This window comes from Fodinibius halophilus, from assembly GCF_011059105.1.
In the GTDB taxonomy this organism is placed as follows: Bacteria; Bacteroidota; Rhodothermia; order Balneolales; family Balneolaceae; genus Fodinibius; species Fodinibius halophilus.
Window position 1 is genome coordinate 1 of the sequence record NZ_JAALLS010000006.1, and the last position, 23,411, is coordinate 23,411.

Annotated in this window: 22 protein-coding genes; 13 read left to right on the top strand and 9 right to left on the bottom strand. The window is 42.0% G+C overall.

The features are described from left to right. Positions 1–114: 114 nt before the first annotated feature. Both G3569_RS05875 and G3569_RS05880 read right to left on the bottom strand, forming a co-directional pair. On the bottom strand, positions 115–711 hold the full coding sequence (locus tag G3569_RS05875; protein WP_165267039.1) for a DUF6940 family protein: 597 nt from the start codon (positions 709–711) through the stop codon (positions 115–117). A 427-nt stretch (positions 712–1,138) separates the two neighbouring features. Beyond that, positions 1,139–1,423, bottom strand: a complete 285-nt coding sequence (locus G3569_RS05880; protein ID WP_165267041.1) for a hypothetical protein — start codon at positions 1,421–1,423, stop codon at positions 1,139–1,141. A 586-nt stretch (positions 1,424–2,009) separates the two neighbouring features. Here G3569_RS05880 and metG point away from each other — a divergent pair. The 8 genes from metG to G3569_RS05920 all read left to right on the top strand — a co-directional run bounded on the left by metG (position 2,010) and on the right by G3569_RS05920 (position 12,131). Then, positions 2,010–4,040, top strand: a complete 2,031-nt coding sequence (metG, locus tag G3569_RS05885; protein WP_165267043.1) for a methionine--tRNA ligase — start codon at positions 2,010–2,012, stop codon at positions 4,038–4,040. Positions 4,041–4,386: 346 nt separating this feature from the next. Beyond that, positions 4,387–5,763, top strand: coding sequence for a sodium-dependent transporter (locus G3569_RS05890; RefSeq protein ID WP_165267045.1), 1,377 nt, complete (start codon positions 4,387–4,389; stop codon positions 5,761–5,763). A gap of 68 nt (positions 5,764–5,831) precedes the next feature. Continuing rightward, on the top strand, positions 5,832–6,407 hold the full coding sequence (efp, locus tag G3569_RS05895) for an elongation factor P (protein WP_165267048.1): 576 nt from the start codon (positions 5,832–5,834) through the stop codon (positions 6,405–6,407). A 9-nt stretch (positions 6,408–6,416) separates the two neighbouring features. Then, positions 6,417–6,917 carry an acetyl-CoA carboxylase biotin carboxyl carrier protein gene (gene accB, locus G3569_RS05900; RefSeq protein WP_165267049.1) on the top strand — a complete coding sequence of 167 codons (501 nt, stop codon included), beginning with the start codon at positions 6,417–6,419 and terminating at the stop codon, positions 6,915–6,917. Positions 6,918–6,937: 20 nt separating this feature from the next. Continuing rightward, a complete protein-coding gene (accC, locus tag G3569_RS05905) occupies positions 6,938–8,284 on the top strand; it encodes an acetyl-CoA carboxylase biotin carboxylase subunit (protein ID WP_165267051.1) in 1,347 nt (448 codons plus the stop codon). Between the two features lie 12 nt (positions 8,285–8,296). After that, positions 8,297–8,677, top strand: a complete 381-nt coding sequence (gcvH, locus tag G3569_RS05910) for a glycine cleavage system protein GcvH (protein WP_165267053.1) — start codon at positions 8,297–8,299, stop codon at positions 8,675–8,677. A gap of 62 nt (positions 8,678–8,739) precedes the next feature. Further along, positions 8,740–10,290, top strand: a complete 1,551-nt coding sequence (gene guaA, locus G3569_RS05915) for a glutamine-hydrolyzing GMP synthase (RefSeq protein WP_165267055.1) — start codon at positions 8,740–8,742, stop codon at positions 10,288–10,290. Between the two features lie 71 nt (positions 10,291–10,361). Further along, a complete protein-coding gene (locus tag G3569_RS05920) occupies positions 10,362–12,131 on the top strand; it encodes an ABC transporter substrate-binding protein (RefSeq protein ID WP_165267057.1) in 1,770 nt (589 codons plus the stop codon). Positions 12,132–12,136: 5 nt separating this feature from the next. On the opposite strand, the gene mltG is transcribed toward G3569_RS05920, so the two are convergent. The 5 genes from mltG to G3569_RS05945 form a co-directional block, all read right to left on the bottom strand. Then, positions 12,137–13,201 carry an endolytic transglycosylase MltG gene (mltG, locus tag G3569_RS05925; protein ID WP_165267060.1) on the bottom strand — a complete coding sequence of 355 codons (1,065 nt, stop codon included), beginning with the start codon at positions 13,199–13,201 and terminating at the stop codon, positions 12,137–12,139. 18 nt (positions 13,202–13,219) lie between these two features. Continuing rightward, entirely contained in the window at positions 13,220–13,939 is a 720-nt protein-coding gene (locus tag G3569_RS05930) for a Bax inhibitor-1/YccA family protein (protein WP_165267062.1), read from the bottom strand. Between the two features lie 272 nt (positions 13,940–14,211). Further along, on the bottom strand, positions 14,212–15,609 hold the full coding sequence (locus G3569_RS05935; protein WP_165267064.1) for a BamA/TamA family outer membrane protein: 1,398 nt from the start codon (positions 15,607–15,609) through the stop codon (positions 14,212–14,214). Between the two features lie 68 nt (positions 15,610–15,677). After that, positions 15,678–17,693, bottom strand: a complete 2,016-nt coding sequence (locus G3569_RS05940) for a PP2C family protein-serine/threonine phosphatase (protein ID WP_165267066.1) — start codon at positions 17,691–17,693, stop codon at positions 15,678–15,680. 70 nt (positions 17,694–17,763) lie between these two features. Continuing rightward, on the bottom strand, positions 17,764–18,708 hold the full coding sequence (locus G3569_RS05945) for a DUF4097 family beta strand repeat-containing protein (protein WP_165267068.1): 945 nt from the start codon (positions 18,706–18,708) through the stop codon (positions 17,764–17,766). Between the two features lie 260 nt (positions 18,709–18,968). On the opposite strand from G3569_RS05945, the gene G3569_RS05950 reads away from it, so the two are divergent. From G3569_RS05950 to G3569_RS05970, 5 genes are all read left to right on the top strand, one after another. After that, complete coding sequence (locus tag G3569_RS05950) at positions 18,969–19,499, top strand: RNA polymerase sigma factor (RefSeq protein ID WP_205720051.1); 531 nt, start codon at positions 18,969–18,971, stop codon at positions 19,497–19,499. A 6-nt stretch (positions 19,500–19,505) separates the two neighbouring features. Then, on the top strand, positions 19,506–20,747 hold the full coding sequence (locus G3569_RS05955; RefSeq protein ID WP_165267070.1) for an outer membrane beta-barrel protein: 1,242 nt from the start codon (positions 19,506–19,508) through the stop codon (positions 20,745–20,747). 83 nt (positions 20,748–20,830) lie between these two features. Then, the gene (locus tag G3569_RS05960) at positions 20,831–21,280 is read left to right on the top strand and encodes a c-type cytochrome domain-containing protein (protein WP_165267072.1); all 450 of its coding nucleotides are present in this window, start codon (positions 20,831–20,833) and stop codon (positions 21,278–21,280) included. 12 nt (positions 21,281–21,292) lie between these two features. After that, positions 21,293–21,874, top strand: a complete 582-nt coding sequence (locus tag G3569_RS05965; RefSeq protein WP_165267074.1) for a YceI family protein — start codon at positions 21,293–21,295, stop codon at positions 21,872–21,874. Between the two features lie 3 nt (positions 21,875–21,877). Beyond that, positions 21,878–22,720 (top strand): DUF5777 family beta-barrel protein, encoded by an 843-nt coding sequence (locus G3569_RS05970; RefSeq protein WP_165267076.1) that lies wholly within the window; start codon positions 21,878–21,880, stop codon positions 22,718–22,720. Here G3569_RS05970 and G3569_RS05975 read toward each other — a convergent pair. Continuing rightward, positions 22,717–23,061 carry a TM2 domain-containing protein gene (locus tag G3569_RS05975; protein WP_165267078.1) on the bottom strand — a complete coding sequence of 115 codons (345 nt, stop codon included), beginning with the start codon at positions 23,059–23,061 and terminating at the stop codon, positions 22,717–22,719. The genes G3569_RS05970 and G3569_RS05975 overlap by 4 nt on opposite strands. Then, positions 23,045–23,374, bottom strand: a complete 330-nt coding sequence (locus tag G3569_RS05980) for a DUF2752 domain-containing protein (RefSeq protein WP_165267080.1) — start codon at positions 23,372–23,374, stop codon at positions 23,045–23,047. Before G3569_RS05980 ends, G3569_RS05975 begins: the two co-directional genes overlap by 17 nt. Positions 23,375–23,411: the final 37 nt, after the last annotated feature.

Below are 23,411 nucleotides of genomic sequence, written 5' to 3' on the forward strand. Positions count from 1 at the left end.
ATAAATCATACCCGGAAAGTCCGACAGACTCCTAGCAATCTCAAATCTCACAGTCTCAATACTCACCATCTCACATCTCATAGTCTCATACCTCACAATCTCAATACTCAAATCTCAAAATCTCATCTCTTTATACTCTCGACATCGATAATATTTAGGCCTGCTATCAAGACGAACATGCAACCAAGCCACACCTCCGCCGGCCGTGTTCAACCAAATGGGCTGATCTGATATCTCATCCTGAACCACCGCTCCCACCTTTTCCCAAAGGGTATGCTGTTGTTGTACCGGGGCCTCTTCCAAAAACACACCGATATGAGAATAATTCAACCCTTCAGCTACAGGCTCAGGAGCAATCAATTTGGCATCCTTCCCAAGGTTATCAAAAACGGCTATTCCCTCGTCAGTATAAGAATCATTAAAATAGGAGCGAAACGGCCCCGGATCAGGTGGTAGATCGATACCTGGGGTTCTGGTCACTACAAATTCAAAAGGTTGGTCAACGATACTTTTGTTTAAGGGCGGGCACTCCCAGTGATAAGCACGGAATGGCACCTCTGCTAAGAGTTCTATTAAAAAAGAACGAAAAGCCTCATCCCGTTGTAGCAAAAACAAAAAGTCCTGATATAAAATGGCTTTGTCACTATCATATATCTGAAACTTTATTGCAGGTGCTGTTGCCTCCAGTTCTGTCCGATCTGCCTTATACATCTGATCGTTAATACATTACATAAATTGAATCAACTTCCCACTGGTGATCACATTTTAATGAACTAATCCCCCATCTCATAATCTGAATACTCACCATCCATACCTCATAATTTCCATACTCAAAAAAGACCGTCACTCCGAAGAATGCCACTAATGAGAAGTATCAAATCAGATAATTAGCAAGCAGCTACTGCAAAGATGCTGTGCTACTATTAGGAGTTGATACTCCTCACTACGTTCGGAGTGACAACTGAAGGAAGGACTAAAATAACGGTTTATAGTCACTCGCAGCTTCGCTTAACAGGGTTACACAACAAACCCTCAGCAAGTCACTCCGAGAAATGCGATGACGAGGAGTATCAAACCAAACTACAAGCACGCCGCCATACCTAGAATTCTGTGCTACAATGCGGATTGAGACTCCTCACTACGTTCGGAGTGACAAAGAGCGGGGAAACATTAATAACACCTTGTCGTCACCGGCAGCTTCACATACCCGGCTATACGACAAAACCCCGCCCCCGTCAAGTCCCTCCGAGGAATGCCAATGACGAGGAGTATCACACCCAACACCAAGCAAAAACCCATACGCAAGAATCCCCACCCCCAAAACAGATTTATACTCCTCACTCCGTTCGGAGTGACAAGAGCGGGGAAACATTAATAACACCTTGTCGTCACCGGCAGCTTCACATACCAGGCTATACGACAAAACCCCGCCCCCGTCAAGTCACTCCGAGGAATGCCAATGACGAGGAGTATCAAACCAAACAACAAGCAAAAACCCATACGCAAGAATCCCCACCCCCAAAACAGATTTATACTCCTCACTCCGTTCGGAGAGACAACCAAGGAAAAGAGCTATTACAAAACCCAGCCATCACCAGCAGCTTCGCTTATGCAGACAACACAACGTACCCCAATCCCCAGAATGTCACTCCGAGGAGCCCACGACGAGGAGTCTCAAACCAAACTACAAGCACTCCCCCATACTAAGCCCTCCTGCCATAATACCGTTTGAGACTCCTCGCTGCACTCGGAGTGACAATGGGCCGGTGGACTATAATAACGGTTTATCGTCACCGGTAACTTCGCTCCTAAAATAAAATCACCTTCAACCATGCCACCCAATGAGTTTCACTCCCCACATCTCACATTCTCAATACTCACAATCTCACATCTCATAATCTCAAATCTCCCAATCTCAAGTTCTCTACTGAAAACCCAATCCATTTTGTTATTTTAGGAGCGATACTCTTATTTTCGACGTCCGAAAATTAACTGCGAAATTATTATTTATGTCTAAACGTACGCTTGTTACTTCTGCACTGCCCTATGCCAACGGACCAATACATTTGGGCCACCTGGCCGGAGCTTATCTGCCCGCCGATCTGTATGTACGCTATAAACGACTTACCGATCAGGATGTCATTCATATTTGTGGCTCAGACGAACACGGAGTTCCCATTACTATAGCAGCAGAAAAAGATGGGGTAAGCCCCCAGGATATTGTGGATGAGTATCATAACCGCAACAAAAAAATATTTGAAGAGTTTGGAATCAACTTTGATTACTACGGGCGCACGAGCTCCGAAGTGCATCACGAAACATCACAAGCATTTTTCAAGAAGCTTTATGGGGATGGGGTTTTCGTGCAAAAAACACAGGAGCAGCTCTATGATCCCGAAGCAGAGATGTTTCTGCCCGACCGTTATGTAAAAGGCACCTGTCCCAATTGTGGATACAATGAAGCGTACGGAGATCAATGTGAAAGCTGCGGCAAGTCGCTCTCTCCTACAGAACTGATCGATCCCAAAAGTGCTATCACCGGCGATACACCCGAAACCAAAGAAACCGAACACTGGTACCTGCCTCTTGGTGATTTTCAAGAAGATCTGGAAAAATGGCTGGAGACCCGCGAAAACTGGAAGCCCAACGTAGCCGGACAGGTTAAAAGCTGGCTCAATGATGGACTGGCTGACCGAGCGGTGACCCGCGACTTAACCTGGGGAGTACCTGTACCTATTGAAGGCGCCGAAGGCAAAGTACTGTATGTATGGTTCGATGCCCCTATCGGCTATATCTCTGCCACCAAAGAATGGGCCGAAGAGCAAGGAGATCCCGAACGGTGGAAAACCTACTGGCAAGATGAAGAGACCGATCTCATCCACTTTATTGGTAAAGACAACATCGTTTTCCACTGTATCATGTTCCCCGCCACGCTCATGGCGCACGGCGACTATGTGCTACCCAAAAATGTACCTGCTAATGAGTTTCTGAATCTGGAAGGCAAAAAGCTATCGACCTCTCGAGGCTGGGCCGTTTGGCTGGATGAGTACCTCGAAGATTTTGATGCCGACCTGCTACGTTATGTGTTAGGTACGACACTTCCCGAAACAAAAGATTCCGACTTTTCCTGGGAAGACTTCCAGAACAAAGTAAACAGTGAGCTGGCAGATATCCTCGGTAATTTTGTCTATCGAACCACCTCATTTACCGAAAATTACTTTGAAGGCACGGTTCCCGAGCTTATCAATCCCACCGAAAAGGATATGGAAACGCTCAGCCAGATCAACAAACAGAAAGAAAAGATCAGCGAAGCCTACGAAAACTTTAAGCTGCGCGAAGCCATTACCCAGACAATGAATTTGGCACGGATCGGCAATAAATACTTTACAGAGATGGAACCATGGCAGACTCGCAAAGAGGAGCGCCAAATCTGCGGAAACACCCTACATATATGCCTGCAAATTACAGCAGCACTGAGCATCCTCTTCGATCCCATTTTGCCAAATAAAATGGCCGAACTGCGAAATGAGCTTAACATCACAGAAAAACCAAATCTCAATCAAATATCGGGTAGTATTCTTCAGAGTGGATCCACTATTAATAAAGGAGCTATTCTGTTTAAAAAAATTGAAGATGAAGAAGTAGAAGAGCAACTTGAAAAACTAAAAGAACGGACTATGGAAGACGAAGCCGACCAAAAAGAATACGAACCGTTAAAAGAGAATATGCAGTTCGATGATTTCATGAAGATGGATCTTCGTGCCGGTGAAATTGTAGAGGCTGCTGCTATCGAAAAAGCCGACAAACTGCTTAAACTGAGTGTAGATCTTGGTTTTGAGACCCGTACAATTGTATCGGGCATTGCTAATGATTTTGACCCCGAAGAAATTGTTGGCCAAAAAGTTTGTGTGGTGGCAAATCTCGCTCCCAAAAAACTAATGGGGGTAGAAAGTAATGGCATGATACTGATGGGAGAAGAGGAAGACGGATCCTTAAAATTTGTTGGAACCGAGGCTACACCCGGCAGTCCAATAACCTAAAAAGTATCTGTATATCGTATTATAAGAGGGCTTTGCAAAACCTTTGATTTCGTCATTCTGAGCTTGTCGAAGAATCTCCAGTATCCATCTGCTGCCGTTGAAAGGGAGATCCTTCATTACATTCAGGATGACTGCCTGGTTTTGCAAAGGTCCCTATAAGGGGCAAAATCATTGTGTATGATTTATTTGCCCCTTATTACTATTCCACACATTTAGTGAGATACAGGGATATTAACATATTTTCAAAAATTTGATTTGTATGTGATCTTCTTGCATTACATTTTAAGGCAAAATTATTTACAACTAGTGTGAAGCACTCGATAATTAAAATTAACGGTGAATAACTTTGGCTCAGACAGAAACATCATCTCGGGGTAACTGGAATTCGAAAGTTGGGTTTATACTTGCGGCAGCAGGATCAGCTGTAGGGCTTGGCAACATTTGGCGATTCCCTACAGAAGTAGCTTCTAACGGCGGGGGCGCTTTTCTTCTCATCTATCTTATCTGCTGCTTTGCCATCGGGTTTCCCGTTATGGTTGCAGAGCTGAGTATCGGCCGAAAAACAGACCGTAACCCTGTTGGAGCTTTCAAAGCGTTAAGTTCTAATAAATTCTACCCTCTCATTGGATTCTGGGGCGTTCTCTGTGGTGTCATGATCCTCTCTTTCTACACCGTTGTTGCCGGCTGGACCTTCAGCTACGTTTTTGAAGAGATATTCTTTTTTATGGGACTCGAAAGCTGGGCCAACTATTTTGCTGAAGTCTCCAATGGCGTAAAAAATGGAATCTTTTCTACCATATTTATGGGTGCCACGGTGTCAATTATTCTGGGCGGTGTAAGCGATGGTATTGAACGGGCCACCAAATTTTTGATGCCTGTTCTTATAGGTATTTTAATTATTATGATTGGATATGTTTCCTTTCAACCGGGTGCTGGCACTGGTTTTGCCGAATATCTGAAACCGGATTTTTCTCAAATTTCTGCTCCCCTGATCTTTAGTGCAATGGGGCAAGCTTTCTTCTCTCTTTCTTTGGGGATGGGAGCTCTTATAACCTATGGGTCTTACCTAAGTAAAAAAGAAAATATCCCTGAAGCAGCCGCTTATGTAACTTTGGCCGATGTGGGTATTGCCTTTTTAGCTGGACTACTCATTATGCCTGCAATGTATATGGCCGAATCGTTTGGAGTAAGTATTTTCAGTGAGTCTGGAGAACTATTGGCCAGTACTGATCTTATTTTCCAGGTGTTACCTGCACTCTTTCACAGTTTAAGCACTACGGCCGGAATGATCTTCGGTGTTAGCTTTTTCTTACTTCTTTCAATGGCAGCGTTAACCTCTACCATTTCACTGCTCGAGGTCCCTACCTCCTACGTTATTGATGAATATAATGTAAAGCGTAAAAAAGCCGCTATGATGATCGGTGGCGGAATACTGATTATCTCGCTTATTATCTCATTTGATATTTCTTTAATAGGAACCATCGACTTTATCTTTAGTACCGTTGGCCTGCCGCTCGGTGGTTTCCTGATCTGTTACTTCCTGGGCTATGTATGGACCGTTGAAAATGCCCTTGAAGAACTTGAGCATGGTTATCCAGCTCTTGACAGCTCAATCTTTAAAGCAGTATGGCCAATTTTCATTAAGTTTCTGGCACCGCTCGCAATTTTATACAACCTGTTAGAAGCAATAGGCCTTGTATCGTACATAGAACAACTATTTTAATGCTTGTTATCCTTCATCCGACATGGTATTTTTGTGCCACTAAATTTGAAGAATTATAAAACAGATTTATGGCAAAAGTTTCGACCTCAAATTTCCGAACCGGAATGGTGATAAAAATCGACAATGAGTTATACTCCGTTGTCGATTACCAACACGTTAAACCGGGTAAAGGCGGGGCATTTCTCCGCACCAAATTAAAAGGCGTCGTCAGCGACAAAAATATCGAAAAGAAGTTTCGATCCGGTGAGGATGTTGAAGAAGTTCGGGTTGAGCACCAACCCTACCAGTTCTTATACAGAGATGGTAATCTATACTACTTTATGCATCAGGAAACCTATGAACAGATTCCTGTTGAAGAAGAAAATATCAACAAGGCTGAATTTATTGCAGAAGGCCAGGTATGTACCCTGGTTGTAGATGTGGATAACGAAAAAATATTGTATGCTCACCCGCCAGATCAGCTTATAGCTAAAGTAGCAGATACCCGACCCGGTCTTAAAGGCGACACTGCCCAGGGAGGCAGTAAACCTGCAACCCTAGAGTCTGGTGCTACCATTCAAGTACCATTATTTATTGATGAAGGCGAAGAAATAAAAGTAGATACTCGCACTTCCGAATATATTGAACGTGTAACGTCAAACTAATTTTATATCATGGATTTAAAAGTCATTGAAAATCTTCTTGATCTCATTGCTGAAAGTGAAGTCAATGAAGTATCAATAGAAGAAGGAGATTTCAAAATTAAGGTTAAAAAGAAGCCTGATGTTAAAGAATCATCAGCGCCGCAAATGCCGGTACAATATCAAATGCCTGCGCAACCGCAGCAGCCGCAACAACCCCAACCGGCGGCCCAACAACAGCCACAACAGGCGCAACAACCGGCTTCTGGTGAAGAATCATCCGGCGGTGGTGAACCTTCCGGAGAAACCGTAACCTCTCCTATTGTAGGGACCTTCTATCGGGCCCCTTCTCCTGATGATGATCCCTTTGTTTCTGTGGGAGACAACGTAGAAAAGGGTGAAACCCTCTGCATTGTAGAAGCAATGAAGATTATGAATGAAATTGAATCTGAATACTCCGGTGAAGTAAAAAAGATCCTTGTTGAGGATGGCGAACCGGTTGAATACAACCAACCTTTATTTATCATCGGATAAATCAGAAAAAAATATAATTCATGTTTAACAAAATTCTTATCGCCAACCGCGGCGAAATTGCACTTAGAGTTATTCGTACATGCAAAGAGATGGGGATTAACACGGTAGCCGTGTATTCCAAAGCTGACGAGGATAGTCTCCACGTCAAGTTTGCTGATGAGGCTGTATGTATCGGCCCTCCCCCTAGCAACGAAAGCTATCTTAAAATTCCCCGTATCCTTGCTGCTGCTGAAATTACCAATGCCGAGGCTATCCATCCCGGCTATGGCTTCTTGTCGGAAAAGGCCGAATTTTCTCGGATATGCGCCGAACACGACATTAAGTTTATAGGTCCATCTGCTGATAGTATTGCCCGTATGGGTAACAAAACGATGGCCAAAGAAACAATGATTGATAGTGGTGTTCCCGTAGTGCCCGGCAGTGATGGTGTTGTTGAAAGCTATGAAGAAGCTCGAGAAATTTGTGACGATATTGGCTATCCCGTTATTGTTAAAGCTGCCTCAGGTGGTGGTGGACGTGGTATGCGGATTGTTCACGAGGCCGAAAATCTGCAGAAGTCGTACAGTATGTGTAAGACCGAAGCGGAATCAGCTTTTGACGATCCCGACGTGTATATCGAAAAATTCGTTGAAGACCCCCATCACGTCGAAATTCAGGTGCTCGGAGACCAACACGGCAATGTTATTCACCTTGGAGAACGTGACTGTTCCCTACAGCGGCGTCACCAAAAGATCTTGGAAGAAGCTCCCTCTCCCCTTATGACTCCTGAACTCCGGGAAGAGATGGGACAGGCAGCGATTGATGCCTCTAAAGCAGTAGACTATGAGGGGGCGGGTACCGTAGAGTTTCTCGTCGATAAAGACCTAAACTTCTACTTTATGGAGATGAATACTCGTATCCAGGTAGAACATCCCGTTACTGAAGAAGTAACCAATTACGATTTGGTTGCAGAACAGATTAAGGCTGCCGCCGGACACGAGCTGGAAAAGAAAGAGCTTAAAATGCGCGGACATGCGATCGAATGTCGTATTAACGCCGAAGATCCGGAACACAATTTCCGCCCCTCTGCCGGTATGATTGATGTCTTCCATACGCCCGGGGGCCATAGCGTACGAGTTGATACCCATGCCTATGCGGGATATCGCATTCCGCCCCACTACGATTCTATGATCGCAAAACTTATTGTAAGCGCCCCTACTCGGGAAGATGCTATAAAACGCATGAAGCGATCACTGGAAGAGTTTATTGTAGAAGGCATTAAAACAACCATCCCTTACCATATTCAGCTTATGGACGATGAGAATTTCAAGAAGGGAACCTTTAATACAAAGTATCTCGAAGAGTTTACATTTAATCCGGAAAAATAGATTAATCACATTATGAGCTATCCCAGCGATCTAAAATACACCAAAGAACACGAATGGATCCGAGACAATGACGACGGTACCGCTACCGTGGGCGTAACTGATTTTGCTCAAAGCGAACTCGGCGACATCGTTTTTGTTGAAATTGAACCCGAAGGGTTTGAATTTGAACAGGATGAAGTATTTGGAACTGTTGAAGCGGTAAAAACAGTATCAGAGCTTTACGCTCCCGTAGCAGGAGAAGTGGCTGAAATTAATGAAGAGCTTGAAATGGAACCCGAACTCGTTAACGACGACCCCTACGGTGATGGCTGGATGGCAAAAATAAAGCTCAGCGATGACTCGCAGCTCGATGAGCTAATGACCGCGGATGAATACAAAGAAATCGTAGCCTAAATTAATACCGGGCATCCGTACAAACGGATGCCTTTTCTTTTATACATACCTCTCTACTTTTTATGCAACATCGACCAGAAGATTGGATTCTAATTCTAGACTTTGGCTCTCAGTATACACAGCTTATTGCTCGCAGAGTCAGAGAGTTTAACGTCTACTGCGAAATCCACCCTTTCAACAAAGATCTTAACGATTTTAACGGTAATCGCCCTGCCGGTATCATTTTATCGGGTGGCCCCAGCAGCGTAAACGACAACGGCGCTCCTGAACTCAATACCGATATCTTCAACTGGGATACCCCCATTCTCGGTATCTGCTATGGACTGCAGATTTTAGCTCATAACGAAATTCCGGGCAGCGTTGAAAAAGCCGAACGCCGAGAGTTTGGCCGCTCAGATCTTATTATTGACGACCGCAGTGATCTGTTTAAGGAGATCCCTGAAGAATCAGTGGTTTGGATGAGTCATGGCGACCATATAAAAGAACTTCCCGCGCAATACGAAATTATCGGTCATACCGACAATGCAAAGGTTGCTGCCGTTCGCCATGTTGATAAACAGATTTTCGGAGTCCAATTTCATCCCGAAGTAGTACATACGGTCTACGGCAAACAGATTCTTGGTAACTTTGTTTCTAATATCTGTAATCTGGAAGGAAGTTGGACGGCAAAATCATTTATTGAATCTACAATCACCGAAATTCGTGAAAAAGTAGGCGATGACCGCGTAGTATGCGGGCTGAGTGGTGGAGTAGACTCTACCGTTGTGGCCACCCTCGTACACGAAGCTATTGGCGATCAGCTGCAATGTATTTTTGTGGATAATGGTCTGCTTCGGAAAAACGAATTCCAGAATGTATTAGATATCTACGAAGACAAACTACACCTCCCTGTTAAAGGCATTGATGCCAGTGAGCAGTTTCTCGAAAATCTGGAAGGGGTTTTTGATCCCGAAAAGAAACGAAAAATTATCGGTAATACCTTTATCGACGTTTTCGATGAGGCCATATCGCATGATGATACCTTTAAATACCTGGCCCAGGGCACGCTTTATCCGGATGTGATCGAAAGTATCTCTTTTAAAGGACCTTCGGCAACGATCAAGTCGCACCACAACGTTGGTGGCTTGCCCGAAGAGATGAATCTTGACCTGGTAGAACCGGTTCGTGAACTTTTTAAAGATGAAGTTCGAAATGTAGGCCGCGAACTGGGAATCCCCGATGAATTTATTAAACGTCACCCCTTCCCCGGACCCGGCTTGGGAATTCGCGTAATATCTGACGTAGATAAAACTAAGTTGAATATGCTGCGCGAAGCGGATGACATCTTTATTAGCGAGCTCAGAAAACAAGATTTGTACGATGAAGTGTGGCAAGCCCTTGTAGCTCTGCTGCCTGTTCAAACGGTAGGTGTTATGGGCGATGAACGCACCTACGAATATACAGCAGCACTGCGGGCAGTAACAAGTGTAGACGGAATGACAGCCGACTGGGCACACCTTCCACATCCATTTTTGAGCCATGTTTCTAACCGGATCATCAATGAAGTTCCCGGGATAAATCGGGTGGTATACGATGTTAGTTCAAAACCGCCCTCAACTATTGAGTGGGAATAAACAAGAGAACATTTTTACTTCGTATCAGTTAGTATCAACGAATCTCATTCGTTAATTCATCTTTACGCTATATGGAATCTATATCAAAACGGCAGCAGTTCTTCTTACCACTAAGTGTACTGCTGCTACTCCCCTTATTCGTGCTGCTTCCTTTCAATGCTGAGGCCCAATCTTTTGATGAAGGGCTGAAACTATATCAACAGGGAAAGTATGAAGAAGCGGCTTCAATATTTACCCAACTGAAAACAAAACGTGGCTATCTTTTTTCAGGCAAATCCTATTTTGGGTTGGGTAAATACCTAACTGCCAAATCATATTTAGAACAACTTAGCGCTAAAGATAACTCGGAACTCTATCTGGAGGCGCAATATAATTTAGCGTTGACAGATTTCCAGCTCGGTCAGTATGGAAATGCATTAAATCGGTTATATCCCTTTAAAGATCAGCAGCGCAAAACACAGCTCGTTACCGATGCTATACATTTCTATGACGATATTTTGCACTTCCTGACGATGAACCAGCGGAAAAATGCCTTCCAACAGGCAGAGAATGCTCAAATAAAATATGATCTGGTCAAGGCTGCCTTTAGCAATGTGGATTATCCCATTGCTAAAATGCTGTACAATCAGTTGGTGCAAACGAAGATAGATACCACCATTCCGGCCATGCAGAAGTTATCGAAAATGATTCGGGATTCTGTTAGTTATGCCGTTGAAAAATCATATAACAGCCGACCGAATACGCCCAGCGGGATGACATATAATATTGGCGCCGCACTGCCCTCCTATGATAATGAATCAGCTGAATTTGAAGTTGCCCGCAACTTATATTTTGGATTTGTCTTGGCAGCCGAGACATTTAATCAGCACCACACCGATAAAAAAGCATTTATCAGGTTCCAAAATACGGCTGCTAATAAAGATACAGCAGCATTTGCTATGACTAACTTTGCATGGAATGTAAATGCTGATGCAGTTTTGGGTCCGCTTTTTTCAGAACCGGCCAAGCGGATGACCGAATATGCCGAACAGTATCAGATTCCGATGCTGGCACCACTGGCCAATTCCGGTTCTCTTAATACCGATAACCCTTATGTCTTTCAGGCTAACCCAACGCTTGGAGCACATGGTAAACAGATGGCTGAATATGCCGTAAATACCCTTAATATGGATACCCTGGCTGTAATAGCTGAAAAAAACACGCTGGGCGTAAATTCTGCTTATACTTTCCGTGACCATGCAGAACGATTAGGAGCACGGGTCTCTTACTTTTTTGTTGAAGATTTCGCATCCCAAGGTTTTGATTTAACCGATTATACCAAATACTTTACTACTGATACGGTCAAGATTGACAGCCTCCGGTACCATCATGTTGATGGCATTTACGCCCCCTTCACCGGACAGGCTGCCCCCACCCTTGCCGAACTCCTGTGGGTTGATCTGGAAGGCATGAATAGCTCTATACCCGTTCTTGGTTCTCAAGTTTGGGGAGATGCAAACATCCCGAAAGAACAACTTGATAATCGAGAAATCTATTTCTCTGAAAGTTTCTACCTCAATAAAAAAAGTCAGAAGGTAGAACAGTTTAGCGAACGTTTTAAAAAACGCTTTGATATAGAGGCTAATCGATTTTCTATGATCGGTTATGACACAGCAGAGTATATTCTCCGCACGTTAAATAGAGTAGGTAATCCTGCCCTGTTGAAAGACGCCCTGAAACATCAGCCGCTCTATGAGGGCTTAATAAGCAACATCTCTTTCGAAGGGACCCATGTGAATCAACAGGTTAAAATCTTTACCGTCTCAAAAGCAGGCGTACAACCGGTGCTTGAATACCGGTAAAAAGATTAGCGAGAATTTTCTTTCCGTTTTTCTTTAATGCGATACTGTTTTTGTAGCCATTTTCTCCATTTGGCACTTTTTCGCTTGTGCTCTTCAAATGTTTTAGAAAAGGCATGGCTACCATCCGGACTGGCTACCATATATAAATAATCATGCTCTTCTGGATATAAAGTAGCTTTAATTGCATCTAAGCTCGGGTTTGTAATTGGACCCGGCGGTAATCCACGGTATTGATAGGTGTTATAGGGATGATCTATTCGGTAATCCTCATATAGCAATCGACGTCGTTCCCCAATGGCAAAATTCACAGTAGGATCAGCCTGCAGCCTCATGCCTCTCTTCAACCGATTCCAATACAAGCCACTAATGGTTGCCTGTTCGGCTTTCGATTTCGCCTCCCACTCCACTATCGAAGCAAGGGTAATAATTTCATCAATAGAATAATCAAGCGTTTTAAACTGGGCCTTATGAGGGTTAATAACTGCCTTTTCAAATTCATTGAGAATTCGTTTAAAGACTTTCTTTGGCGTTGCTGTCCAAAATAATGAATAAGTATTTGGATACAACCGGCCAATCACACCATGGGTATCCACCTTTCCAGCACTTAAAATGGTACTATCGGTTAATACTTTTCGAAATGAAAGTGAATCAAACTGCATATTTTTTGAGACCATAGCAGCAATTGATCCCATATCTTTCCCCGGCAATATTGTGACCGAAACAGGATCCTGAATTCCACGCGCTAATTTTGAAAGAAAAGCGTCATAAGTATACTTTTGGTCAATAAGATAATGTCCCTCACGAAAACGTTTCCACCCTAAGAGCTCGGCGGCCCACCGAAGCTCTTCCCTACTTTTAACGATCCCTGCTTGGATAAGTGAATCACTTAACTCAGCAAGGTCTGTTTTTTTATCTAGATAGAGGTGGTAGGGCGAGTCCGATGCTATTGCCTGTTCGCTATTTAAGCGCGACCAGCGCGACTCTGCCACCAAAAAGGCAGATATGAAGAGTACTAAAAGCCCAAAGATGAACTCATCACTGGAAACAGCAATATGAGGCTTAATATTCAAAATAATTCCGTCTTAGAACTAACGATTCTGTAGCTTAGAAAGTAAGCGTAAAATTTCGATATACAGCCATACAAGAGTAATCATAAGGCTAAAAGAAGCATACCATTCGAAATATTTTGGTGCACCAGCCTGAGCTCCTTTCTCAATCATGTCAAAATCGAGTACCAGGTTTAAGGCAGCTACCCCAACAATAATCAAACTAAAACCAATACCCATTAATCCGCTACCGTGAATAAGGCTAACATTAATCCCGAAAAAGCCTAACACAAAGCTAGCAAGGTACACCAGAAAGATACCTCCTGTGGCAGCCACTACGCCCATCTTAAAGCGTTTTGTTACCTGGATAAGCCCCGATCGGTAGGCTATCAGCATAGCTGCAAAAACTCCTAATGTTAATATTACGGCATTAAATACAATACCTCCATAGGCCTGGGCATACATTAAAGAAATGCCCCCAAGAAAAAGTCCCTCCAATCCGGCATAAATTGGCGCTGTTATCGGTGCCCATTCCTTTTTGAAAATTGTGACCATGGCCATAATAAATCCTCCTATGGCTCCTCCCCACACAAATATAGATGAAGGAGTATACCAGCTTATAGAAGCACCTATCAGTAAAATTAAAAACAGTATACCTGTTTTGTTTATGGTGCCTTCAATGGTCATTCGTTGATGGGCAGACTGTATTTGGCCTGCCTCTTGAAAAGTCTTTTCACTTAACGTTGGGTTTCCAGAAATCATAATTTTGTCCTTTTTAAAATTCGAAGATAAATATACCGTCTTCGGAGTAGGATTAACAGAATTATTTCTCAAAAAAAATCCAATTAATCTGTAACAATCATTTTAGTTGTTCGTAAAGGTTACCGGAAGAGCAACAATTTGGATGCTTCTCAAGCTCCAAATGCCCTAAAGAAAAAGCTCCCAACTTTGAACGGTTGGGAGCTTCTTTTATTTATCAATATTACTTCTTTTAACTCCGTATTTCTAACATTAGTTTCTTTATTTTTTGTGCATCAGAATGTTGGATTAAACCTAATCCAAAATACCGGAGCCCGACTGGTTCTATTTAAATCCCAGGCCAGTTCTGCACGTATCAAGCTCGATCCTACCCCTATTCCCCCATTATGTTTTAGTTCAGAAATAGCGAAATCGCTGAATCCTCCGATCGGACTGTTTGCATCAACTAGCTTCGGGTTATAATTAACCCACCCCGAATCCAGAAATAAGCTCAAATAGAAATCATCAAAATCGATCCATTCTTTAGATTCGAAATCAGGTTCTCCAAAATGGATCTCAAAGTTATTTAGAATCATTTCGTTACCACCTCCCAGCGATTTATAAGGCAATGCGCGTAAGCTGCCTATACCCCCTAAGTATAACTGCTTAAAACGAGGTGCATTCCCGTTTATACCTGATAATCGTAAACGGTGTTTTATAACTCCCCCCGGTTCAAAATTGAGATATGATATGAGCTCACCCGTAAACTTCGTATAATCAAATTCTGAAGACCCAAAACTTGGATCCGCATATTCACTAATCCCGTTAAAGGAAACGGAAAAATGCCGGGTTAACAATAACTGTTTGGGATTGAAAGAAGCCGAAATATAAATACTGGAAAGGTTAACTTTATCGACCGGACTCCTGTTCTGAATATCAACCGGCGGATTGGATCTATATCGCCCACCTGCCCCAAATAAAGCCCAGCCCGTTTCTCTTTTGATACTGCTAAACTGGTCATCTGCGAAGGCCACTCCTCCCTCAAAATATTGCCTTGAACGTGCAAGCAGGTATGCTCCCCATCCGCGCTGATTATAATAGTCAAGATAGTCGTACCCGGCGGCAAATGACGTTAAAGAGGTTTCGTTAAGTCCTACCCGCCAGCTGTCGTTGGTTGTGGTTGCATTATGATATTCACCGCCGATAATAATATAGTCCCGTTCACCAATTGCTTTCTCAAGACCCAGTGAATATTGCCAGTCTTTCTGTCCCGTTGAATACCCCAACAATCCATGCATGCGGATATTAGGAATATCAAGCCAGTCGCCATCATCGTACCACTGCATACGCTCTTCTCGATATCCCAGGAATAATGAATTAACCCTGTTGAAATGGATCATGGGTAGATGAGGATATACAGCATACAGAGGATTCGAATTATAAGGACCTGCCTCAAACACCCCCTCAAAATCCAACCCTTCTGCATTTAAATCTGTAAAGACATGATCATTGGTCTCAGAGTGGTTTTCGTCTTTATCTTCATCTGATCCCCCGAAGAACTTTTTGATAGGGTCATTAAAATAGGGATCATTTTTGAACGGATCTTGGGTCTTTTTAGAATCACTTGATGACTGTGCCTGAACGAAACCACAAAATCCTACTATGAAACAAATGGTTAATATAAAGCTACGCATTAGTTTCCTCATCTTTATTTGTTAAAAAGTCTGTAGATATTACGTAATCAAATGATCAAAAGTTACAGCTATTGTTTGGCTTTCATTACTAATACCGTAATGTCATCCTCCTGATCTTTTGAGCCTGACCACTGGTCTTTTAATTTCGTTATTTGGGTTAAAATATCAGATGCTGAAGAATCAACCGTTTCCTTTATTGTACGTTTAATACGCTCTAAACCAAGCTGTTCACGGTCTTCATTAAAGAGTTCCATCAAACCATCCGACATCAACACTAATGTATCTCCTTCTTGTACCTGGAACTGCTTATTTTTATAGGGATATTTGACTTTGCTTCCCAGAGGCATCCCCTTCAGCAAAATCTCCTCTAATCTATTTTCTTTACCCCGATACCAAAGACAGGGTGGCATCCCCGCTGAGGTAATCTGTACCGTATCATCCTTGCATTTCATGAGCATCAAACCCATGTACATCATATGCAGATCCATATTGCGGATACCTGATGACATGCGTTCAATAATGCCCAAATTATCATGGTCATTGGCCAACGTATGAAAGTAACTCTTCGCTGTTGCTACCATGATTCCCGCTTTCATTCCATGCCCGGTAGCATCTCCTAAAGCAACGGTAAGAGTTCCGTCATTAGATATACTAAAGTCGTAATAATCGCCCCCTACCTCTTGTGCTGTTTCCATAAATACGGCGATATCCCATTTTTCAGTTTGCGGAATCTGTTTGGGCAGCATCGAAAGCTGAAGCGTTCGGGCTTTTTCTAACTCTTGGGATTTTCGTTCATTTTCAGCTTCCAAGAGTTTCCGCTCAAGTTCTTTTTGCTTATTTATTCGTTCCTGTTTGAGGGATTTTTCAGATAGGCGTTGTACCTCTTTAAGCTTTTCTTTGAGATGTTGTTGAGTCTGCGCAAAATCGCGTGACAAATATATCGACATAGAAAGAATTAGCACCGACGATCCCACAATATTTCCCCAAACCGGGTCGCCAGTAGCAATATCAAGATTGGTTAAGACAGTATAAAAAATACCACCCGCAAAACCGGCAAGACCGCCCCCAATAATTAAAACCCCTTTTTTATTATTGGAGAAAAGCTTTGTCAATACTCTTGATATTTCAACCAATGTTATCAGCACAAATAATTCACGAAAAAGACTGAGTTCCCCGGCATTAAACCAAGTGCCAACAGCCAGTAAGAGTCCAACCCCCAAAAATACCCAGAACTGCCTTGGAGTTTGGTCAGATAATAGACTGTAAGAAAAACGTAATGCATAAATCACTGACAGTAACCATGATACCAGGGAAAATCGGAAAAGAGTTATTGCCATTAACGGAGACTCTGAATAGTTACTTTTTACCAAGGAATAGGTTAATGCAGCAAGAAAAAAAGTAAATATTGCAAAATATAAGTGCTGTTTTTCTGACGGATAGAATACATATAACAAAAAATGGATCACGGTAAATGCTATCAACCCCCCGGCAAAAAACAATTGCCACCATGGTGAATTTATTGTTGACTCAATAGTAGCATCAATAGCGTGTTCTAAATCACCTATCAGAAAACGAAATCCTGCGGTGCTATTATACTCTTCAAAAGTTGAAGCCTCGTAATTAGCAAAACGAACAGCTAATACATGACGAGCCGTATCCGGTATTATTAAGGGGCGAGGTTTATTATCTCGCTTTGGGATATTTTTTTCTGGATATGTTGACACCTCCCCAATTTCATAGAGCAACTGTCCGTCTAAGTATATTTCTGAGGCCCCATTATGCTGTTCCATTATCAATGCCAAGGGATGGTTAACGAGTGAACTGTCGACTTTAAAATGAAAGCGGAACCACCCAATTCCATTCCAGTCAATAAGCCCGAGTTCAGAAGATCCCAAATAGGTACTGGCCTTTTGCCATGTTGTATCGGTAAAAGACGGTGATGCCCACTCTTCGTTATCTCCCGATTTAAATAACCAACTGTCTGTAATATAAATGATCTTTTCATCTGTACTAATGTCAGACTGACTGATTTCTACGACATTATCAGAAGTTTGAGCATAGCTCTTATGCGAAGATAAAAGCATAAAAACTGATAGCACGACTACTCCCAAACAGTAAATATGTGGAACGAAATCCCTCAAAAGAGTGCCCTTATTATTTAATTTCTAACATAATTTTTCCGGCATATGTGCGAAGCTCTATTGGCGGACCAGAATCTCCATAGCGACCCTTTATATGATCCGTTTCTATTTGTCCATCTACTTCATCTGATTCAGCGAATTGTATTTTAGATCCTCTTAGCATCAACTGATAACCAGTTCTATTCGGGACCTCAACATCTATATCACCCGCTGTAGTCTCCAGATTAATTCCTTTACCAACACGAATAAATCTAGCACTAATATCTCCGTTTTTAACGCGGCCGAGCATGGTCCCGGATATACGTTCAGATAATATATTCCCCTCTTTCGTCCGCAAGCGAAATTCTCCACTGCTACGGTCAATCCTAATATCGCCACTTTCTGACTGAGCATAAATAGTACCTTGACTATCTTTAATCTCAATATTGCCTGCCGAAGTATACCCTTTAAACTGTCCACTGGCATCAGTTACACTAATATGTCCCCCTCCTGTTTTAACCATCTGCTGGCCATGCACTTCAGCCAAAGAGATATCACCGGAAAGGGTCTTTAATTCAGAAGACATTGACTCAGGTACATATATTTTAAATGAAAAGCTAATACTCCCGCTAAAAAGCCCAGTATCTCTTTTTTTACGTTCAACAGAAGCAACAATTTCATTATCTCTTTTAAGTATTGTGATTCTGAAATTGTCAAGGTTGTTAGCATTAGACCAAAAGGAAAATCCCCTGTCTACATACAGCTCAACTGTCACCTGATCTATGGAAGAAGATGGGAGAACATCAATATTACCATTAGCTGTAAATGCTTTTAATGCTCCTGCCCCCGAAATGGAAAACTCCTTCGTAATGTAAGGTTTACTAGTGCTCGGTCGTCCATTTTCTGTGGTAGTAATTGAATCTACAACTCCACCATTAAATGAATAGGTTGGTATCACAAAGAAAAGGTAAATGGCCAAAAAACAACCTAACCGCCTTATAAATGTAGTAGCAATATTCAGCACAGCTATTTTCCAAGGTTTAAAATTAACTAAAGTCTTTAAAGCATACGGACTTCGTTAAGTGCATGTTACAAACGAAATTACAAAAGAGTTGCTAAACTAAAGATGACAGATTTCATATGCAGAAAATATTTCTAAGGAGGCAACCCTTTACCCTCAAATATTGTACAGTTAAGTAGAGAATAGTCATATGAGCTTAATTACACTAAAACCCGGGTTTGATTAAAGAAATAATAAAAGGCTGTCAGAAACGACGCCGTAAAAGCCAGAAAAAGCTCTACCGGATGTTCTATGCCTATGGTATGAGTATTACGTTGAGGTACGCCGATTCACGGGGACAAGCGGCCGAAATACTTAACGATTCCTTTATGAAAGTCTTTAACAACATTAGTTCATACGACACTAAAAGGCCCTTCAAACCCTGGCTTCGCAGAATTATCGTTAATACCTCCATTAATCACTACCACAAACATAAAAAGGACCGTCAACTGGTAGAGCTAGATCTTGTTAAACATAAGATGAGTCAAAGACCAGAAATATTAAGTGGTATATCCTATGATGAGGTTGTAGATATGGTACAACAACTTTCTCCTGCATATCGCACCGTATTTAACCTGCACGTTATCGAGGGGTTCAAACATAAAGAAATTGCTGATATGCTGGATATCACTGTAGGTACTTCAAAATCTAATTTGTCTAAAGCCAAGAAAAATCTACAGTCGATTGTTGAAAAGAATTTTAGTCAATAAAGTGTTATGAGTAAACAAAACAATAATAATAGTGATCCTTTGGAAGATTTTTTCAGGAAAAAATCCCAGGATTACAATATCGAATACCGCGAAGAAGACTGGGAAAAATTGGAAGCACGTCTCGATAAAGCGGACCAAATTCACCAACAACGACGAAATCGGTGGATTGCAGCTGCCGTAATTGCCTTGTTATTTGCTGTGCTAAGCTACATAACGTACGACCAACAGGTGAAAATAAATAAACTGACTAATCAGCTAAATAGTAAAGAGCAGCTATCTCCCCCTGGCAAGTCACCTTCTGGCGAAGGTCCTAATACTGTAAAAGATGAGAAACATCACAATCAGATAGTCGAAGAGCATGAACAACCAACGAATCCCCCTCCAACAACTGAGAAGAAGCAACTAAAATCACAAGATGGGTTGGCTCTTGATGATGAACAGAAAAGCAAAAAAACGGACCAGACTAATAAGCAAAAACTAGCTATATCAGCTAAAGATTTTGCAGAGAAAGATCCGCAGGTTGCTAAAATTTCTACAGGTTTTAATGATCTTTCGCTCTCAATTTCAACTATTGAGCCTATCAGTTCTAACACCATGACACATAAAAGATCATCAAACCAGGCCAGCAGCCCTAACCTACAGAACTCACGGCAATCATCTCGATTTACGTTTGGTTTTCTGGCGGGTCCTGACCTAAGTACCGTGGGATCAATATCCAATTTTCACAGTCCCGGCTATAAACTTGGGGCATCGATAGAATACGATATCACACAGAATCTGGCTGTCTCTGTGGGTATTCAGCGAACAACAGTACATTATCGGGCTAGTGGTAATCAATATTCACCTCCGCAGGGATACTGGTCTTATGGAGTTGTACCAAATGAAACGGTAGGTACCTGTATCCTGCTTGATATCCCGGTCAACGTGAAATATAACTTCATGTTTTTTAAAAATTCACGACTCTATGCTTCAGCCGGACTTTCATCCTATATCATGCTCGATGAAGATTATCAGTTCAATTATACAAACTATCAACCTGGTCTAAAAAAGCGCTGGCACCAACGAACCGGCACTGTTCACTGGATAAGCAATGCTACTCTTTCTGTAGGTTATGAGCTTGATTTTACGGATAAACTGAGCTTAAGAGCCCAACCATTTGTTAAAGTTCCCCTCAAAAAGGTGGGGTGGGCAAATGTCAGTCTCTATTCGCTGGGCAGTATGTTCTCTATTAATTATAAAATTAATTAACCCCAATCTGTTATGAGAGTAATTACGTAGTATGTTATCTAATGATAGTTTAAATTTTCAAATATTAATGCAAGGTAATAATCATGCGTCATTCTAAAATCACACAAAGATACCTTCGACCAATAATCATTTGTGCACTCGGACTTTTTCTCATTTCGTGTAGTAGTTCTACAGGACCACAAGATGATGATGATAATAATCCTCCGCCCGATGATCCTGATCGGCTTGTTAGCTATTCTGAGGATATCCAGCCCATATTTAGCGGCAACTGCGCAACCAGCGGATGCCATGATGCTGGATCGCAAAAAAGTGGCGTAAACTTGAGCTCCTATAATGCGGCCTTAAACAGTACAGGAAATCAATATGGAAAAAAGGTCATAGATCCAGGCAGTCCTGATAACAGTCCGCTGATGGATAAAATTGAAGATAATCCGGATGAAGGAAGCCGTATGCCCCCAAATGGGAGTGCACTTGCCCAAGCTGAGATAGACTCAATCAGGGCATGGATTGAAGATGATGCTCCCGACAATTAAAAAACTATTGTTATGAATATATCTGATCCCCCTGTGAAAAAGTTATATTACATTTTTGCCGGACTGTTTCTACTCCTGCTTGTGCCAAACGAAGGTATAAGCCAGAGCTACTTAACCAAATCGGGACATGTAGAATTTGACTCTTCTGTACCTCTCCATTCTTTTACGGGTGTCTCAGACCGGCTTGTGGGTAAAATAGACCTACAAAATTCTACAATCGATTTCTATGTGGATGTACACACCATAGAAACGGGAATCGGCAAACGGGATCGGGATATGTTAGAAACACTCGATGCTGAGAACCACCCTTTTGCAGAGTTCTATGGCAAATTAGTTTCTGACTTTAATCCCCAAAACAGCCAACCTCAAAATGTAACCGTTGAGGGTGAGTTTACTGTACATGGGGTTTCACAACCGTTAACAATCAACGGAACACTTCAAAAAAACAGCAACGGCCTACATGTAGAAGCCAGCTGGACCCTTAATATGAAAGACTATAACATCAAACCACCAGGAATTCTATTTTACCGGGTGAGCGAAAAAATTGATGTCTCTATTTCTGCAACATTACCACCGAAAACAAAAACCAAATAATTTATGAGATTTTTAAAAGAAATTATTCTGTTCGTCTTATTTTTGCTTTTCATATCTGTAAGGGGCAATGCCCAAATGGAGCGTCAACGAGCAAATGTAACAGAACCGGTAGAAACGTTTTGGACTCCTACCCTGATTTCACAAACTACAACAGAAACTCTGCAAGCACGGAATCTCAATTCCACCATCATGCACAGTTTCGGTATTGCAACAACTAATGCAATACAAAATTTCTTTGGGCTAGATAATATTCAAAATGTCCGTTTGGGATTAGATTATGGAATAACCGATCAGTGGGCTGTAGGAATTGGGCGCTCTTCCCGATTCAATGTAGTTGACATACGTACTAAATATGCTATCATGCAACAAACTACAGATAACTCAAAACCTCTGAGTGTTGCCCTCAAGGGAGATTTGGGCATTATTACCCAAGAAAACAGGCAACCTTTCAAAGATGATGTCAGTATCCTACTATCAGCAATTGTTTCTAAGAAATTTAATCAAACTCTTAGTCTACAGTTATCCCCGATGTATGGATATTATAGCTCTGTGGGCGCAGGGCAAGAGAATCATCTCTTCTCTTTGGGGGTGGGCTCTCGTATTACCCTTTCGGAACGTTATTCCCTTATTGCTGAATACTACCCAGTCATTGGTAAACGAAATAGTGATACTAATAACGCTTTTTCACTGGGTTTAAATATTCAAACCGGCGGCCATGTTTTTCAGTTATTCTTCGCCTCTACACGTTGGCATCTTGAACAATATGTTATTGCTAACAATAGAGAGCAGTTTTGGGCCGGTGACTTTCGATTCGGTTTCAATGTTAACCGTATATTTGGCCTCTAATCAAGAAGGGCAACTACATCTTGTGCAACACCTCTATTGTACTCAAAGGCTAAATTTTTGTAGTTAATAATATCCACAATGGTACCAATACCACAAAGACCAACTGTTAAAAGATAAAGAATACCCATACCAATCTGGCCAATAATAAAACGATGCACACCAGCTGCTCCAAAAAAACCAACAAGAGCAGTAAATAAAATAATCTGAGGTTCTTTGCGGCGGGCTCTATAAACGCGGGCAAAACGCTGTGCTCGTTCATCATCCATCGACGATAAAAGCTTAGCAATATATGCTCCTTCATCGCCCTCTAATTCAGGTAAATAATCAATCATTCGAGCCATAATAACTGTTGTTTGTTTCGTTAGGTGTGACTTTAGTATATATCAAATATCCTATTCTTCCAATTAAAATAATAATAGCAAACGGGCCTAATATATTTGACTGCATGGCATTATCGATATTTCCATCAAAAGTATAAGCGATAGAATGCCCCAACCCATCACCCGGACAAAACGAAATTCCGAGCTGCTCAAAAACACATAATCCGGGTCCGTTTGCTATTTCAGGATCCATAAAAGCAAGTAAAAGTAAGCCCGCGGTAAAAGCGGCTATTTCAAAGTAATTTTTAAAAAGATATTTGAGCTGTTCTTTCATAGCTTTTTAAGCTTACGCTTTGGGCTCTTTCAATGTT

Excerpts from the sequence above, each read along its gene's own strand:
- G3569_RS05875 (WP_165267039.1), bottom strand. The coding sequence starts at position 711 with ATGTATAAGGCAGATCGGACAGAACTGGAGGCAACAGCACCTGCAATA.
- metG (WP_165267043.1), top strand. The coding sequence starts at position 2,010 with ATGTCTAAACGTACGCTTGTTACTTCTGCACTGCCCTATGCCAACGGA.
- efp (WP_165267048.1), top strand. The coding sequence starts at position 5,832 with ATGGCAAAAGTTTCGACCTCAAATTTCCGAACCGGAATGGTGATAAAA.
- accB (WP_165267049.1), top strand. The coding sequence starts at position 6,417 with ATGGATTTAAAAGTCATTGAAAATCTTCTTGATCTCATTGCTGAAAGT.
- accC (WP_165267051.1), top strand. The coding sequence starts at position 6,938 with ATGTTTAACAAAATTCTTATCGCCAACCGCGGCGAAATTGCACTTAGA.
- gcvH (WP_165267053.1), top strand. The coding sequence starts at position 8,297 with ATGAGCTATCCCAGCGATCTAAAATACACCAAAGAACACGAATGGATC.
- guaA (WP_165267055.1), top strand. The coding sequence starts at position 8,740 with ATGCAACATCGACCAGAAGATTGGATTCTAATTCTAGACTTTGGCTCT.
- G3569_RS05920 (WP_165267057.1), top strand. The coding sequence starts at position 10,362 with ATGGAATCTATATCAAAACGGCAGCAGTTCTTCTTACCACTAAGTGTA.
- G3569_RS05930 (WP_165267062.1), bottom strand. The coding sequence starts at position 13,939 with ATGATTTCTGGAAACCCAACGTTAAGTGAAAAGACTTTTCAAGAGGCA.
- G3569_RS05935 (WP_165267064.1), bottom strand. The coding sequence starts at position 15,609 with ATGCGTAGCTTTATATTAACCATTTGTTTCATAGTAGGATTTTGTGGT.
- G3569_RS05940 (WP_165267066.1), bottom strand. The coding sequence starts at position 17,693 with ATGCTTTTATCTTCGCATAAGAGCTATGCTCAAACTTCTGATAATGTC.
- G3569_RS05955 (WP_165267070.1), top strand. The coding sequence starts at position 19,506 with ATGAGTAAACAAAACAATAATAATAGTGATCCTTTGGAAGATTTTTTC.
- G3569_RS05960 (WP_165267072.1), top strand. The coding sequence starts at position 20,831 with ATGCGTCATTCTAAAATCACACAAAGATACCTTCGACCAATAATCATT.
- G3569_RS05965 (WP_165267074.1), top strand. The coding sequence starts at position 21,293 with ATGAATATATCTGATCCCCCTGTGAAAAAGTTATATTACATTTTTGCC.
- G3569_RS05970 (WP_165267076.1), top strand. The coding sequence starts at position 21,878 with ATGAGATTTTTAAAAGAAATTATTCTGTTCGTCTTATTTTTGCTTTTC.
- G3569_RS05975 (WP_165267078.1), bottom strand. The coding sequence starts at position 23,061 with ATGGCTCGAATGATTGATTATTTACCTGAATTAGAGGGCGATGAAGGA.
- G3569_RS05980 (WP_165267080.1), bottom strand. The coding sequence starts at position 23,374 with ATGAAAGAACAGCTCAAATATCTTTTTAAAAATTACTTTGAAATAGCC.